The organism is Pseudomonas sp. KBN10P06128, assembly GCF_037574945.1.
Lineage (GTDB): Bacteria > Pseudomonadota > Gammaproteobacteria > Pseudomonadales > Pseudomonadaceae > Pseudomonas > Pseudomonas aeruginosa.
In genome coordinates, this window is sequence record NZ_JBBELR010000001.1 from 2,279,867 (window position 1) to 2,294,438 (window position 14,572).

Here is a 14,572-nt window from a genome sequence, read left to right on the forward strand (position 1 = left end):
ACGCAGGTTAGGCGGATTACCTATCAGGATGAATTCATATTCGATTGGGCTGGCATCAGGAAAACCTGATGTATGGCCAGGCCCCGAGAAGGCCGGCTCCTGCGAAGGGAGCCGGCCGGTCGCGGCAGTTACTTCAGGTCCTCGCGCGGCGGTTTGCCGGGCTGGCTGGCGTAGTCCGGCAGGGCGCTGATCGCCTGTTCCTGGTCGGGGATGCTGGATGGGTCGAGGTCGCCGCCGACGTTGCGCGGGTCGGTGGGGATCGCCGAGGGAATCACCACGGTGCGCTCGGCCAGCGGCCAGCCGAGGATGGTCTCCAGGCGCCCGCCTTCCTCCTCGGGGCCGGTGATGGCGTCCAGGCGCAGCGGCAGCGGATGGCCGATCAGCCGTTCGACCTCGCCTGCCGCCTCCGGCGCGGCCAGGGTCAGGCCGGTGCGGTAGAAGCCCGGCAGGCTCGAGCGCGGCACATAGACCCGCAGCAGGGCACCGTTGCGGATCCGGCCGCGCGCGTCGGGTTCCTGGTCCTGGGCGTAGCCGTAGGCCAGCGCCGGATCGCCGGCGATATAGAAACCGCGCCAGATCGCGTCGAGGTCCTGGCTGCGCGCGCGCACCCCGCCGAAGACGATGCTTTGCGCCGCTTCGAGGAAGGTGCCGTGGTAGCCGACGAACACATAGCCGCGCTCCTCCAGTTGGCGGTGCGCCTGGAGCAGCCGCTCCACCGTCCAGTTCTGCGTGCCGCGGGTGCTGAAGCTGACGTCGCCGCCGTCGCCGAGGAACTCCGCGCCAGTGGGATAGTTGCGTTCCAGCAGGGCGTCGCCGCTGTCCGCCGGGCCCGCGCATTCACCGCCGGCGACCGGGCAGGTCAGGCTCACCACGTCGGCGCTGGCCGCGCCGGCCTCGTCGTTGCCGGTGCCCTGCCGGACGAAGCGCTCGCTCTCGGCGGCGGCCAGGGTCAGGGCCAGACGGGCCTGCTCCGGCTGCTCGCGGATCGCTTCGCCCAGGTCGCCGCCGCTGCCGGGGCTGGCCAGGGCGTTGCGGATCACCTGGTCGACCTGGTTCCACGACAGCCGCGCCGCCAGGTAGAGGGCGACCAGCCGCTGCACCGGATAGCCGCACTGCTCCAGTTGTTCCCAGCCGCGCGGCTGGCGATGACGGGTGAAAGTCTCCAGCGGCAGGTGGCAAGCCTGGTGCGCGGTCAGCGCGGCCAGGCTGCCGCCCTCGGGGAAGTGCAGGCGATGACTGATGACCGTGGGCTTGATGTCCAGGTCATGCTTCGCCGGGTTGCCGGCGAGCACCCGGTAGATCTTGCCTTCCCAGGTATCGTCGAGGTTGCAGCGTTGCTGGGCGAGGTAGTTGTAGACCCCGTCCAGCGGGTCGAGCAGGCACAACACCTTGCCGCTGGCCCATTCGCTCCAGCGCTTTTCCCGGCGCGGCTGGGTCTGGGCCATGACCACGCTGACCCCGGCATGGCTGATGGCGAGCGTCGGCTGCATCTCGTTGCTCTCGTGCGCCCTGACGAAGAAGGTGGCATCGCGCGCCAGCTTCGCCAGCAACTCGTCGCCCATCTCGATGGTGTAGATCGGCGACATGTGGCTGAGCTGGTTGCCGGCGTTCAGTTCGTGGATGAACACCTTGATGTTCGAGGGCTTCTCGTGGCCGATCGGTACCAGCCAGTTCAGCGACCAACTGCCGCGCGCCTGGCGCGTGTAGCTGTAGCGCACCGGCTTGTTCGGCTCGACGCCGCCTTCGAGGCGGATGGTCAGGCCGTCGCTGGTGATGCTGAGGGCGTTGTCGATGGCCAGCTTGAGCGCGTCGTTGCCGCCCTCCAGGACCATGGAGTAGTGCAGCACGCCCTGGCCGTTGGTGTCGGCGATGGCCAGGTCGACGCTCATGCGGCTGGAACGCACGCCGTCCTTGAGGTCGAGCACGCAGGCCTTGGCGCATTCGTTCCAGAGGTCGAAGGCTTCCTCGGCGGCGGACGCGGACAAGCCGCTGGCGAGCAGGCCGAGGCTGGCGACCAGGGGGATCCAATGGGGTGTCAGGTGCATCGCGATGGCTCCTGTGATGGGTGAAGGATGAGGCTGATCGAGCGGTTGGTTTTTCTTGTCGGGCGAGCCGGCGGAGAGCGGCGGGGCGTCTAGGGTGCGGGATGCGGGGAGGCTGGCGGGGAGCGGAAGAGGGCTTTTATGGGATTTATGAACTGGATTGCAGAGTGGTGAATGTGCGAACGGGAGGCTTGCCGATCGGAGGATACATGCAGGGCGTCCATCTCGGCCTGGTGGTGGCAGCCCGGCCTGTCAGTCAGGCGCCTGACAACCCAGGGTGACGACCAGTTCGCGGCCGCTCGCCATGCCGGCGTCCGCCGCCAGGGTCAGCGTGCGCGGCGTGTCCTGGCGACTATCGAGCAGCCCCTCTTGAAGCACGGGGCTGTCGGCGCTGGCGCCCCTGGCCAGCAGCCGATATCGCACCAGCGCCGAGGTACAGCCGCATTCGCCGGTGGAGCGCCGGGCCTCAAGGGTGAGTGGCAGGTGCAACTGGCCCTCCGCCGTGTGCGGTGCACCGAGCCGGGCGGTGAGGCAGGCGGAGAGGGCATTGTCGAGCGTCGCCGCGTCGGCGAATGGGGCGGCCAGGCAGAGGCTGCCGAGGAGCAGGGCTTTGGCGTCCATGTCGGGGTTCCGCTGGGGATGGAAAGGGCATCATGGCTGAGGTGGCTTTATTCGTCGAACGATGGCTGGCCCTGCCGGTATATCGGCCAGGACTTCATGCGCTGCGGAAACGGCCTGACCAGGTGCAGCGGCTTGCAACCAAAAACGCTGGGCTCGCAATCAGCGTGGTTTTGTCCGGAAGCTCGCGAAGGGGCGGCATGGATGAATTTTGAAAGTGGGAGTTCGTTAATGGACTGAAGGTATGCGGCTTCCGTGACTGGCCGGGGTAGATGAGGTGTGCGTTCAGGAAATGACCGTTTGATGGACACATGCGCAAATGAGTCAGCTCTATTGAAGGAAATCGATGACGCTCATGGTCGTGTGGAGGGATTGTAGTTGATTGGCGTGTGTGCCAGGTGCATTGGCGTTGATTTTAGAAGTTGGATTCCAGTGGGCACATATTCCAGCAAGAATACCTCTGTATATTTTCTCAAGCTCAAATCGAGGTAAAAACTATGGCTGATGCACCACCGCCACTGATTGTTAGATACTCAAGTCGCCCCGGGAAACCTGGCGGAGTTAGCATAGACGTATCACGAGACAGGCAGGACATACTAAGCAACTATCCGTTCGGTAACCCTTTCCGTGGTTTTACTCTGGCCATGGAGGCTGACTTCAAAAAGAGGAAAGAGAGTCTGGAAGCCGACGTTCAGGCAGAGTTGGATACGGAAGCTGCCAAGTATCCGGCACTACCTGCCAGCTTCACACCTGAGCAGTGGCTGGAAAGATCAACCGTAGTTGTCACCGGGCTGCTAAATCGAAAGCGCCCTGAACTAGATAACGAATTGGATGTGGTTCAGAACTCGGCTAGTCTGGATAAGCTGCAAGCAAGCTACAACACAATCATCCTGAATGATCAGATCAATAGTCTTCAAGAGCGCTTGAACAAGCTCAATGCTGAAACCGACCGCCGCCGGGCGGAGGCAGAAGCCCAGCGTCAGGCAGAAGCGGACGCCAAACGCAAAGCGGAAGAAGCGGCACGCCTGGAAGCCCAGCAGGTCACTCAACAGCTCGGTGCCGACTTCAACGCGATCACCACTCCGACCGCCACCAAGGTCCAGCAACGTGTGAAAGCAGTGGATGCTAGTCTGTCTCAGGTTTCCACCCAGGTCAGTGGTGCAGTCGCCTCGGCAACCCAGGCGGTGCAGGTCAAGACAGCGCAAGCCCAGCAACAAGCCAACAGCCAGATTTCGTCCAGCCAGAACCTGATCAGCGCGGCATTTCGGAATCAGATTGCCTTGGCAGCACAGGCCAGTGGAGAAGCCCAGGTCACGGCTTTCAACACCAAAGTCAAGCAGATCGTCAACGAAGCCACGGCGTTTTCGACAGCACGAAAACAAGCGCTGGCTCAGTTTGCTGCCAATGCGGCCGCCGAGGTCGAAACCGAGGTCAACAGGCTAACCGCCCAGGTCAAGGCCAGCCCCACCAAGGCGGCTTCGCAAGCTGCACAAGCAACCCTTCGACAATTCACTGAAAGCACCTATGCCAAGGTGAACACCTTTGCCCTGCAGACCGAAGCAGCGCTGCAGGCCAAAGCCAAGGAGGTTTCGGCAGCGGTAGCCGAGGCACAGCGTGCGGCGACCAACGATTTGCAAAAAACAGCCGATGTAGTACCAGGTCAGATCATTCAGGCTGCGAACACCTTGGCGATGCCGGCCACCTCTACGCCGCTGGTTTCGGTGGCCGGGTTTGGTAGTGCGGCAGTGGAGACGGCTCGCCTGGCGGCTTCCCTAACGAATGCTGTCAATCGCTTGATTCAGATTGCTGGTAGTGGACCTGGCGCATACGTGGCCACCTTCGCGGTGCTATCGCTCTACTCCGACCAGGCTGGTAAAGACAGTGACAAGGTTCCTGCCGGCGTTCGCAATGCATTGGCACTGGAGGCGTCCGCTCTGGGGCTTCCTGGCACGGCTGATTTGCAAAGCGTCGCCAAGGCAGGTGGCACGGTTGATATGCCGGTACGACTCACGAGTGCTGCACAAGAGAGCCCGAGTGGTAAATCGCAGATTGCCGCGATGTTGACCAACGGTGCAACTGTCCCCAAGGGCGTGCCTGTTCGCGCCGCGACCCTCAATACTGCGACAGGCCGGTATGAGGTGACGGTTCCCGCAAAGTCCACCGTGCCGAATACACCCCCGCTGATCTTGACCTGGACCCCTGCTACCCCTCCAGGAAGCCAGAACCCCTCAAGCAACACTCCGGTCGTACCGCAGCCGGTTCCGGTGTATGAGGGAGCAACGATCACCCCAGTGCAGGCCGAACCGGAGTCCTATCCGGAAGTGCCGTTAGATCTGGACGATCTGATCGTGATTTTCCCGGCGGGCTCGGACGTTCCTCCGCTCTATCTGGTCTTTTCCAAGCCGCCGGTTAAGCCGCTGGAAGTGGACATTTATGGTAATTTTGCAGGAAGACCTCGTGATGGAAACCATCTTGACCATATGCCGGCTCAAGGTGCGTTGGCGACGAGTTTGAGAGCTATTTATCCAGACATCCCCTATGGAGAAATTCGCAAATTAATGAAGAAAGGGGGGAGTGTTGCCATACCAGCTAGAGTGCATCAGAGGTTCAGTGAAACCTACGGAGGACGTAACACCAAAGAAAAGCAACAGAAGGATGCCTCCGACTTGCGTGCAGCAGTCGATAGCAATTTCGATGCCGTCAAGAAAGGATTGCTAGAGGAGGGGTTCTCCGAAGATGATATTGAGAGGGCGCGCGCAGAACTACACATGGTGAACAAAGAACAGGGGTGGTACTGATGGAGAAGAAGCTGATCGTTAAACTAATTGATAGCATCGGAAAATCCCATGAGGAGATTGTTGGTGCTGGATTGGTTAAGTCTGGAAAACTGGAGAGCCCCTACGAACATTCTGAACACCTAACGCTCTCTCCAGAAAAAGGACTTGAACTAAACTTCCGAGCAGAAAACAAGATTCTTGAGAAGATTCATATTTCATTAATTGACACTGTGGAGGGTTCTGCTGCTTACTCAGGGGAACTGCCTGAACCTCTAGTTAGAAAAATGAGTAAAGAGCAAGTTCGTTCAGTGATGGGGAAACCATTTGAGACGAGAGAGTCTTTCAGAGTTCCTGTGATTGGAATTCTTGGCGGCTGGGACTACTTTATGCACCCCCAGAAAGCCAATTTACGTATTGGGTTCACATACACATCTGACTCGAATGTGTGCAATTTAACTTTCGCTCTTCTTGGTTCTAAATAGATAATTATTAATTTAGCATGAGGCTTCAATGAAGCCTCATGCTTTTGTATAGATATCATCCCAGTTGTCGCGCAAGCCTTTGGTAATATAGAAAGCGGAAACAAGGGCTTCTAGGCCTGAACGTCAGTCGCAAAGAGCGTGAACCCGCGGTGATGGATTGCAAGCCCGGCGCATGGATTGCATGCTCGCTCGCAATTAATCTGAGCCCAGCCTATCCGTCAGTCGCAGATAATTCTGGTTGGCCGCGATGGATTACAGGCCGGTGCTGATTGCAGGCCACTACAAAGTAGTTATGTAAAAGCAGGTCACTCCGCTGTTTCAAGCCCTGACTCCTTTCAGGGCGTATGACGGGGTCAGGCCCGGATCAGCGGGCGTGGACTGTCGAGGAGGTGGGGGCAGTCGGAGAGGGGGATCCAGGTCTTGCCTTGCCAGTGCAGGGTGTCGATCTCGGCGGTTTTCCAGTGCAGCACGGCGCGCTGGGGCGTGGCGTTGGGGTGGGACTGGCTGCGCAGGCGTGGCAGCACCGAGCCGCTGACCCAACGGCGCAAACCCCGTGCCGCGCCAGGCACTGCGAGCCAGAGCAGAGCGTAGAGCCCGGACTCGCTGACCAGGCAGTCCTGGCGTGGCCCGTGGCGTTCGTCATGGAGCCAGGCGAGCCGCCACTGGTCGGCATCCAGGTGCCGTTCCAGCGTATGGCAGAGGGTGAACAAGCGCTCGCGCTGTTCCGCCGTCGCCAGCGGCCACGGCGCCTCGTCACACAACGCCGCCGGCGCCCGACCGCCCAGGTAACGGCCCAGCAGCCGTACCAGGTCGGAGAGCACGAACCAGCCTTCCTCATCCAGCAGCACGGCGTGCAGGACCCGATGGTGGTGGGTGAAACGGCTGGGGTGGAGGAGGGCGTCAGACATGACGCACCTCCGGGGAGGTGGTGTTGGTGTCGTGCCGCGAGGGGATGAATGTAGTGGTCAACCCATCCCGGACAGTGGGTTGAGTTTTTCTTCGGCCACCGCAGGTGGTAACCCGTCGTTGAATTGATGCGGCCTGATCCAGTTGTAGCGGTGCATCAAGTAATGACTGATGTCCCGTTGGGCCTCCTGCGCCGTCAGGTAACCCGTTGACGGGACCCACTCCGACTTCAGACTGCGGAACAGGCGCTCCATCGGCGAGTTATCCCAGCAATTCCCTCGGCGACTCATGCTCTGCTGCATCCGATAGCGCCAGAGCCGTTGCCGAAACAGGCGGCTGGCGTACTGGCTGCCCTGGTCTGAATGGAACAGCACCTGCTGTGGCTTGCCGCGCTGTTCGTAGGCCATGTCCAGGGCCTTGATCACCAGTTCGGCATCCGGCTTGGCCGAGAACGCCCAGCCGATCACCCGCCGGGTATGCAGATCCAGCACCGCGGCCAGGTAGTGCCAACGGCCTTGCGCCCAGACGTAGGTGATGTCGCCACACCACACCTGATTGGGATGCTCGGTCGCGAATTCGCGGTTCAGCCGATTCGGGATATCCGGCCGCTCAACCGTGGCCTGTTTGTAGGCGTGCGAGCCCGGTTGCTTGCTGACCAGGCCCAGCTCACGCATCAACCGACGCACTCGGAAACGGCCGATGGTCACGCCCTCTTCGCGCAGCATGCCCAGAATGCTGCGGCTGCCGGCCGAGCCCCGACTCTGGCTGAACAACTGGTTGACTTGGCTGCGTAGCGCCACGCGGCGAGCATCGACACGCCGCCGTCGAAGACGGTGGACGTAGTAGCAAGACCGCGCCACATCGAAAGCTGAACAGACCACTTCCACCGACTCCTGCTCACTCAACTGGTCTATCAGCGCGTACGATCGAGTTCGTCCGACATCAAGAGAGCGGTAGCCTTTTTTAATATCGCTTTCTCCCGCTCCAATCGGTTGATCCGGGCTTCCAGCTCCTGGATCTTTTGCTGCTCAGGCGTCAACGCCTTGCTCTTCGGGGTCACACCCTGGCGCTCCGCCTCGAGCTGCTTCACCCAACGGCGCAAGGCCGAATCCACCACCCCCAGCGAACGGCAGGCGTCGATATGGCTGTAGCCTTGGTCCAACACCAGGGCCGCGGCCTCTCGTTTGAACTCGGCGGAAAACGTACGTCGTTGCTTGCTCATCAGACACCTCTCTCACGGCGAGGATTCTCGCCTAAATCGGTGTCCGGGATCAGTAGACCACTACAGAATAGGGTGGGTTGAAAAACGAATGGCATACGCATTTCCTCAATGGAATACACCGCTACTTTCGGGAGCGGTTTGCCGCTGGGTGGTATGCGTTCTTAGCGCCGAAGAGTGATTATGGAGTGCACCGATAGCGGTCAACGGTAGGGCGAATAACTGCAAAGCAGTTATCCGCCGATTCTCTGAAGCCATTGCTTGTACATCGGTTTGACGAAGTTCCTTCAATCCCCCGATGCTCGGGCGTTACAGGAAAATCCTGTGTAGCTGCGGATAACGCTTCGCGTTATTCGCCCTACCTCTTCCAGAGAAACATCCGACGCTCCGGTCCGCCCCATAAGGAGGTCGAGCGGAATCGTCGTGTAGGAGGCCGAATGCAGGGGCAAGCGCTTTGGTTACTTTCTCGGGGCCGGCCATCCTGCGAGGCCGAGAAAAAGACTTGGTAGCCGGGGTAGAGCGAGTAACGGCACAGCCGTTATCCGCCAGCAGACTCAAACCCGCTCCGCCGCTCGGACCTCCAAGGAAGGATCACCGGCCCAATCCTCGGGATAAAGCCCTTCAGCCACGGCCCGGTGGAAGGTGGAGAAGGGCCAATCCTTGACCGCCGTAACCAGCCCGTGTTTCACAGGGTTGAGATGGATGTAGTCGAAATGGCGCCGGTAGTCCGTGTCATTGCGAATCAGGTGTTCCCAGTAGCGCTGTTGCCAGATGGCGCGTTGTCCTCGCCGCCGTTGCGCGAGGGTACGTGATTCGTGGCAGGGGATGCGTCGGGCGAAGCCGGACTTGATGACCTTCCAGCGGGTGGCGAAATCGGCGTCGTCGGGCGGCAGGGTCCAGAGGCAATGCATGTGCTCCGGCAGCACGACCCAGGCATCGATGCGGAAGGGGTGCCGGCGCCTGGTCTGGGCGATCACGCGGCGGAGCAGGTCGATTTCGCGGGTCAGCAGGTTGGAGCGGCGGTCATGCAGGGTGACTGTGAAGAAATAGGTGCCGCCGGGGACCCAGGTGCGTCGGTAGCTTGGCATTGGGGATCGTCCGTGTATCCAGAAGGATTTCGGAGCGTACCGTGGCCAGCCGGCGGATAACGCTGCGCGTTATTCGCCCTACGGAGATTTCAGATTGAGCGAATGGTTGGGCATGTTTTTATTTCTTGTTTTCTAGGGCTGTTTGACAGTCCTCAAATAGTCTGTCGATGGTGTCTTGGGGATAGTGAGCTTGGCACATATCTTCTATTTGATTTGGTGAATTAACTTGCTGAACACCTTGGGTTGTTATTTCTCTTTAATGAAGAACCCCGCACAAGGCGGGGCTCTTTATCTCTACCACTGTCCCGAAATCCCTTTCCGGCGACAGCGTCTAACGGTCTTGACCTAAATCGAGAATCTCAATCCCAGCTCAGTGCTCCGCCCGTCTGGTACTCGATAACCCGCGTCTCGAAGAAGTTCTTCTCCTTCTTCAGGTCCATGATCTCCGACATCCACGGGAACGGGTTGGTGGTCCCCGGATACTCTTCCTTCAGGCCGATCTGGGTCAGGCGCCGGTTGGCGATGAACTTCAGGTAGTCCTCCATCATCGCCGCGTTCATCCCCAGCACCCCGCGCGGCATGGTGTCGCGCGCGTATTCGATCTCCAGCTGGGTGCCCTGGAGGATCATCTGGGTCGCCTCGTCCTTCATCTGGGCGTCCCACAGGTGCGGGTTCTCGATCTTGATCTGGTTGATCACGTCGATACCGAAGTTCAGGTGCATCGACTCGTCGCGGAGGATGTACTGGAACTGCTCGGCGGTGCCGGTCATCTTGTTGCGGCGGCCCATGGAGAGGATCTGGGTGAAGCCGCAGTAGAAGAAGATGCCTTCCAGCACGCAGTAGTAGGCGATCAGGTTGCGCAGGAACTGGCGGTCGGTTTCCGGGGTGCCGGTCTGGAACATCGGGTCGGAGATCGAGCGGGTGTACTTCAGGCCCCAGGAGGCCTTCTTCGCCACGCTGGGGATCTCGTGGTACATGTTGAAGATCTCGCCCTCGTCCATGCCCAGCGACTCGATGCAGTACTGGTAGGCGTGGGTGTGGATCGCCTCTTCGAAGGCCTGGCGCAGGATGTACTGGCGGCACTCGGGGTTGGTGATCAGGCGGTACACGGCCAGCACCAGGTTGTTGGCGACCAGGGAGTCGGCGGTGGAGAAGAAGCCGAGGTTGCGCATGACGATGCGCCGCTCGTCCTCGCTGAGGCCGTCCTTGCTCTTCCACAGGGCGATGTCGGCGTTCATGTTGACTTCCTGCGGCATCCAGTGGTTGGCGCAACCATCCAGATACTTCTGCCAGGCCCAGTCGTACTTGAAGGGAACGAGCTGGTTGAGGTCGGCGCGGGCGTTGATCATCTGCTTGTCGCCGACCTGCACGCGCGCGGCGGAGCCTTCGAGATCGTCCAGGCCTTCCTGGATGTCGAGGTCGTTCAGGGCCTTCTTGGCGCGGGCGACGGCGTCGGAGTCGTCGGCGGAAACGGCGCGCGCTTCTTCCACCGAGCCGGCGGCTTCGTCGTCCAGCTTGTCATGGCCCTGGGCAACGGCCTGGGCGGCGGCGGGCGCGGCCTTGGCTTCGGTCGGGTCTTCTTTGTCGAATTCGTCCCAGCTCAGCATCTTGCTCTCTCCTGGTCTGGCGGCCGTCTCGGCGGCCTGGATATGGGGCGTGAGGTGCACGCGAAAGCGGTGGTCCGGCACGGTCTGGCCGGGCCGTTCTTCTCCCCCGGAGGGAAGAAGGGGATTGTTCCTGGCCCTGGCGAGGGGCCTTGCGCTGCCAGCGTGGCGCTGGACGAGCGACCGTCAGGCGCCGGGCAAGCCGGACTCACGGGAGGAGTCCGGCTTGCCCGGCCACGACACGGACGCCGTTCAGCGACGCGCGATCACTGGCAGGCTTCGCAGTCGGGGTTGTCGATGCTGCATGCCTGCGGCACCGGCGCCGGCTTCGGCTCGGCGGCCGGGGCGGCTTGCAGGCCGTCGTTGCCACCGGCCGACACGGCGTTGAGCTTGCCGGTGTTGATGGTGGACTTCTCGGTGCTGGTGGCGGCCAGGGCACGGAGGTAGTAGGTGGTCTTCAGGCCGCGGAACCAGGCCATGCGGTAGGTCACGTCGAGCTTCTTGCCCGAGGCGCCGGCGATGTACAGGTTCAGCGACTGGGCCTGGTCGATCCACTTCTGGCGACGGCTGGCGGCTTCGACGATCCAGCGGGTCTCGACTTCGAACGCGGTGGCGTAGAGGTCCTTGAGGTCCTGCGGGATGCGCTCGATCTGCTGCACGGAACCGTCGTAGTACTTCAGGTCGTTGACCATGACCGGGTCCCACAGGCCGCGGGCCTTGAGGTCGCGCACCAGGTAGGGGTTGATCACGGTGAACTCGCCGGAGAGGTTCGACTTCACGTACAGGTTCTGGTAGGTCGGCTCGATCGACTGCGAGACGCCGGTGATGTTGGCGATGGTCGCGGTCGGCGCGATGGCCATGATGTTCGAGTTGCGGATGCCTTTCTGTACGCGCTCGCGCAGCGGCGCCCAGTCGAGGGTTTCCGACAGGTCGACTTCGATGTACTTGGCGCCGCGCTCTTCGATCAGCTTCTTCTCCGAGTCGATCGGCAGGATGCCTTGCGACCACAGCGAGCCCTGGAAGGTCTGGTAGGCGCCGCGCTCGTCGGCCAGGTCGCAGGAAGCCTGGATCGCGTAGTAGCTGATGGCTTCCATGGACTGGTCGGCGAAGGCGATGGCCGCGTCCGAACCGTAGGGGATGTGCTGCAGGTACAGGGCGTCCTGGAAGCCCATGATGCCCAGGCCGACCGGACGGTGCTTGAAGTTAGAGTTCTGCGCCTGCGGGACCGAGTAGTAGTTGATGTCGATGACGTTATCGAGCATGCGTACCGCGGTCTTGACGGTCTTCTCCAGCTTGGCGGTGTCCAGCTTGCCGTCGACGATGTGGTTGACCAGGTTGATCGAGCCCAGGTTGCAGACGGCGATCTCGTCCTTGTTGGTGTTCAGGGTGATCTCGGTGCAGAGGTTCGAGCTGTGCACCACGCCCACGTGCTGCTGCGGGCTGCGCAGGTTGCACGGGTCCTTGAAGGTCAGCCACGGGTGGCCGGTCTCGAACAGCATGGAGAGCATCTTGCGCCACAGGTCCTTGGCCTGGACGACCTTGTGCAGCTTCAGCTTGCCGTAGCTGGCCAGGGCCTCGTAGTACTCGTAGCGCTCCTCGAAGGCCTTGCCGTAGAGGTCGTGCAGGTCGGGGACGTCGGACGGCGAGAAGAGGGTCCAGGAGCCGTCGTCGAAGACGCGCTTCATGAACAGGTCGGGGATCCAGTTGGCGGTGTTCATGTCGTGGGTACGACGACGGTCGTCACCGGTGTTCTTGCGCAGCTCGAGGAATTCCTCGATGTCCAGGTGCCAGGTCTCCAGGTAGGCGCAGACCGCGCCCTTGCGCTTGCCGCCCTGGTTGACCGCGACCGCGGTGTCGTTGACCACTTTCAGGAAGGGCACGACGCCCTGGGACTTGCCGTTGGTGCCCTTGATGTAGGAGCCCAGCGCGCGCACCGGGGTCCAGTCGTTGCCCAGGCCGCCGGCGAATTTCGACAGCATGGCGTTGTCGTGGATGGCGCCGTAGATGCCCGACAGGTCGTCCGGTACGGTGGTCAGGTAGCAGCTGGAGAGCTGCGGACGCAGGGTGCCGGCGTTGAACAGGGTGGGGGTGGAACTCATGTAGTCGAAGGACGACAGCAGGTTGTAGAACTCGATGGCGCGTGCCTCGCGGTCCTTCTCCTCGATGGCCAGGCCCATGGCCACGCGCATGAAGAAGATCTGCGGCAGTTCGAAGCGGATGCCGTCCTTGTGGATGAAGTAGCGGTCGTACAGGGTCTGCAGGCCGAGGTAGGTGAACTGCTGGTCGCGCTCGTGATCGATGGCCTTGCCCAGTTTCTCCAGGTCGAATTCCTTCAGCTTGGCATCGACCAGCTCGAACTCGGCGCCTTTCTCGATGTAGGCCGGCAGGGCCTTGGCGTACAGCTCGGCCATCTCGTGATGGGTGGCGCTCTCGGCCACGCCGAGGAAGCCCAGGGCTTCGGCGCGCAGGGTGTCCATCAGCAGGCGGGCGGTGACGTAGGAGTAGTTCGGCTCGCGCTCGACCAGGGTGCGCGCGGTCATCACCAGGGCGGTGTTGACGTCCTTCTCGGCGACGCCATCGTAGAGGTTCTTCAGGGTCTCGCGCTCGATCAGCGCGCCGTCCACCTCGGCCAGGCCTTCGCAGGCTTCGCTGATGATGGTGTTCAGGCGGCCCATGTCCAGCGGCGACAGGCTGCCGTCGGCGCGGGTGATGCGGATGCTCGGGTGCGGCTGGGCGACGTCGCTGGCGGCGCCGGCGTTCTTGCGCTCGGCGGCGCGGGCTTCGCGGTAGATCACGTAGTCGCGGGCGACCTTCTGCTCGCCGGCGCGCATCAGGGCCAGTTCGACCTGGTCCTGAATCTCTTCGATGTGGATGGTGCCGCCGGACGGCATGCGGCGCTTGAAGGTAGCGGTGACCTGCTCGGTCAGGCGGCGCACAGTGTCATGGATACGCGACGAGGCGGCGGCGGTGCCGCCTTCCACGGCGAGGAACGCCTTGGTGATGGCCACGGTGATCTTGTCATCGGTGTAGGGGACTACGGTGCCGTTGCGCTTGATCACGCGCAGCTGGCCCGGCGCGGTGGCGGCCAGATCCTGCGACGAATCGGCGGCCTGCGGCGCGCTGGCCTGCGGGTTCTCGCGTGTGGTGTCGGTATGCATGGGTGGGTATCTCCACGTTCTCGTAATGGTTTTGCTAGCGGGCGCCGGGGCGCCCATTCCCTTGAATCGATAAAGAGCCGGGCAGCCGGCCTCGCGGCGGCTGCTTCATTCGAATGCTGAGGGTGGGGACTGTGAGTGCCTCCCTGGCCCTGGCGGGTTCGTGGCGTTTTGCCGTCGAACACAATACCTAGTGGTGTTGACTGTCTGTTTACAGCGTCCGTTGCAACACCCGTACCGCTTTTCCAACGTCATTGAAGGGCTCCTTGCGGTGAGCGCCGTCGATGCTTTCAGTACGTCTGGAAAATGCTTTTTTGCGGAGCCGCCGGAGCCATCAGAGTGGTCCGTGCGCGGTTGGTTCCGTTGTAGCCGTTCGTGCGCTCGAAACCCAAGATATAGGGGGTGGCGACGATGGGGATACAAGATAATGCGCTAATGGGGTGTTTGCAAGGTGACAGTCTGGGGGAAACCTGTGGATAAAGTGTGGGTCTTCTGTGCGTGAGTCCTAGGAAGCGTCCGTAGGCCGCGGCAGCGCTGGAGAATGCCATTCGTCGCCCTCGGAAAGCACCGGCGCAGACCTACTCCCCAACCTTTCGGGGCGCGCACCCTACCCACAATATGTAGTGTTTGCAAGATGTTCCTCGCGTGCTGCCGCGCGGCCCCCGTATTGGCTACAATGCG

9 protein-coding genes are annotated in these 14,572 nt (G+C 61.6%); 2 read left to right on the top strand and 7 right to left on the bottom strand.

Going from position 1 to position 14,572, the window contains the following annotated elements:
• Positions 1-128: 128 nt before the first annotated feature.
• Positions 129-2,045: an exotoxin A gene (gene toxA / locus VQ065_RS10910; RefSeq protein WP_014603665.1), complete on the bottom strand. Its 1,917-nt coding sequence runs from the start codon at positions 2,043-2,045 to the stop codon at positions 129-131.
• Positions 2,046-2,294: 249 nt separating this feature from the next.
• The gene (locus VQ065_RS10915) at positions 2,295-2,663 is read right to left on the bottom strand and encodes a DUF2195 family protein (protein WP_003086543.1); all 369 of its coding nucleotides are present in this window, start codon (positions 2,661-2,663) and stop codon (positions 2,295-2,297) included.
• A gap of 494 nt (positions 2,664-3,157) precedes the next feature.
• Between VQ065_RS10915 and pys3 the strand changes: the two genes are divergently transcribed.
• Complete coding sequence (pys3, locus tag VQ065_RS10920) at positions 3,158-5,458, top strand: pyocin-S3 (protein ID WP_014603666.1); 2,301 nt, start codon at positions 3,158-3,160, stop codon at positions 5,456-5,458.
• Positions 5,458-5,919, top strand: a complete 462-nt coding sequence (gene imm3 / locus VQ065_RS10925; RefSeq protein WP_003140552.1) for a pyocin-S3 immunity protein — start codon at positions 5,458-5,460, stop codon at positions 5,917-5,919. The genes pys3 and imm3 overlap by 1 nt, the downstream gene beginning before the upstream one ends.
• 353 nt (positions 5,920-6,272) lie before the next feature.
• On the opposite strand, the gene VQ065_RS10930 is transcribed toward imm3, so the two are convergent.
• The 5 genes from VQ065_RS10930 to VQ065_RS10950 all read right to left on the bottom strand — a co-directional run bounded on the left by VQ065_RS10930 (position 6,273) and on the right by VQ065_RS10950 (position 13,894).
• On the bottom strand, positions 6,273-6,827 hold the full coding sequence (locus VQ065_RS10930) for a BRO-N domain-containing protein (protein WP_003086545.1): 555 nt from the start codon (positions 6,825-6,827) through the stop codon (positions 6,273-6,275).
• Positions 6,828-6,884: 57 nt separating this feature from the next.
• Positions 6,885-8,047 (bottom strand): IS3-like element IS222 family transposase gene (locus VQ065_RS10935; RefSeq protein WP_086937300.1). Its coding sequence is split into 2 segments (ribosomal slippage): positions 6,885-7,792 and positions 7,792-8,047, totalling 1,164 coding nucleotides; the frame shifts between segments, so codons are not numbered across the junction.
• 551 nt (positions 8,048-8,598) lie between these two features.
• Positions 8,599-9,132, bottom strand: coding sequence for an REP-associated tyrosine transposase (locus tag VQ065_RS10940; RefSeq protein ID WP_003086546.1), 534 nt, complete (start codon positions 9,130-9,132; stop codon positions 8,599-8,601).
• Between the two features lie 359 nt (positions 9,133-9,491).
• Positions 9,492-10,739 carry a ribonucleotide-diphosphate reductase subunit beta gene (locus VQ065_RS10945; RefSeq protein WP_003086547.1) on the bottom strand — a complete coding sequence of 416 codons (1,248 nt, stop codon included), beginning with the start codon at positions 10,737-10,739 and terminating at the stop codon, positions 9,492-9,494.
• A 263-nt stretch (positions 10,740-11,002) separates the two neighbouring features.
• Positions 11,003-13,894 carry a ribonucleoside-diphosphate reductase subunit alpha gene (locus VQ065_RS10950; protein ID WP_003082358.1) on the bottom strand — a complete coding sequence of 964 codons (2,892 nt, stop codon included), beginning with the start codon at positions 13,892-13,894 and terminating at the stop codon, positions 11,003-11,005.
• Between the last annotated feature and the right edge of the window lie 678 nt (positions 13,895-14,572).

Coding starts and splice junctions, on each gene's coding strand:
- VQ065_RS10940 (WP_003086546.1), bottom strand. CDS start 9,132: ATGCCAAGCTACCGACGCACCTGGGTCCCCGGCGGCACCTATTTCTTC.
- pys3 (WP_014603666.1), top strand. CDS start 3,158: ATGGCTGATGCACCACCGCCACTGATTGTTAGATACTCAAGTCGCCCC.
- VQ065_RS10915 (WP_003086543.1), bottom strand. CDS start 2,663: ATGGACGCCAAAGCCCTGCTCCTCGGCAGCCTCTGCCTGGCCGCCCCA.
- VQ065_RS10930 (WP_003086545.1), bottom strand. CDS start 6,827: ATGTCTGACGCCCTCCTCCACCCCAGCCGTTTCACCCACCACCATCGG.
- toxA (WP_014603665.1), bottom strand. CDS start 2,045: ATGCACCTGACACCCCATTGGATCCCCCTGGTCGCCAGCCTCGGCCTG.
- imm3 (WP_003140552.1), top strand. CDS start 5,458: ATGGAGAAGAAGCTGATCGTTAAACTAATTGATAGCATCGGAAAATCC.
- VQ065_RS10950 (WP_003082358.1), bottom strand. CDS start 13,894: ATGCATACCGACACCACACGCGAGAACCCGCAGGCCAGCGCGCCGCAG.
- VQ065_RS10945 (WP_003086547.1), bottom strand. CDS start 10,739: ATGCTGAGCTGGGACGAATTCGACAAAGAAGACCCGACCGAAGCCAAG.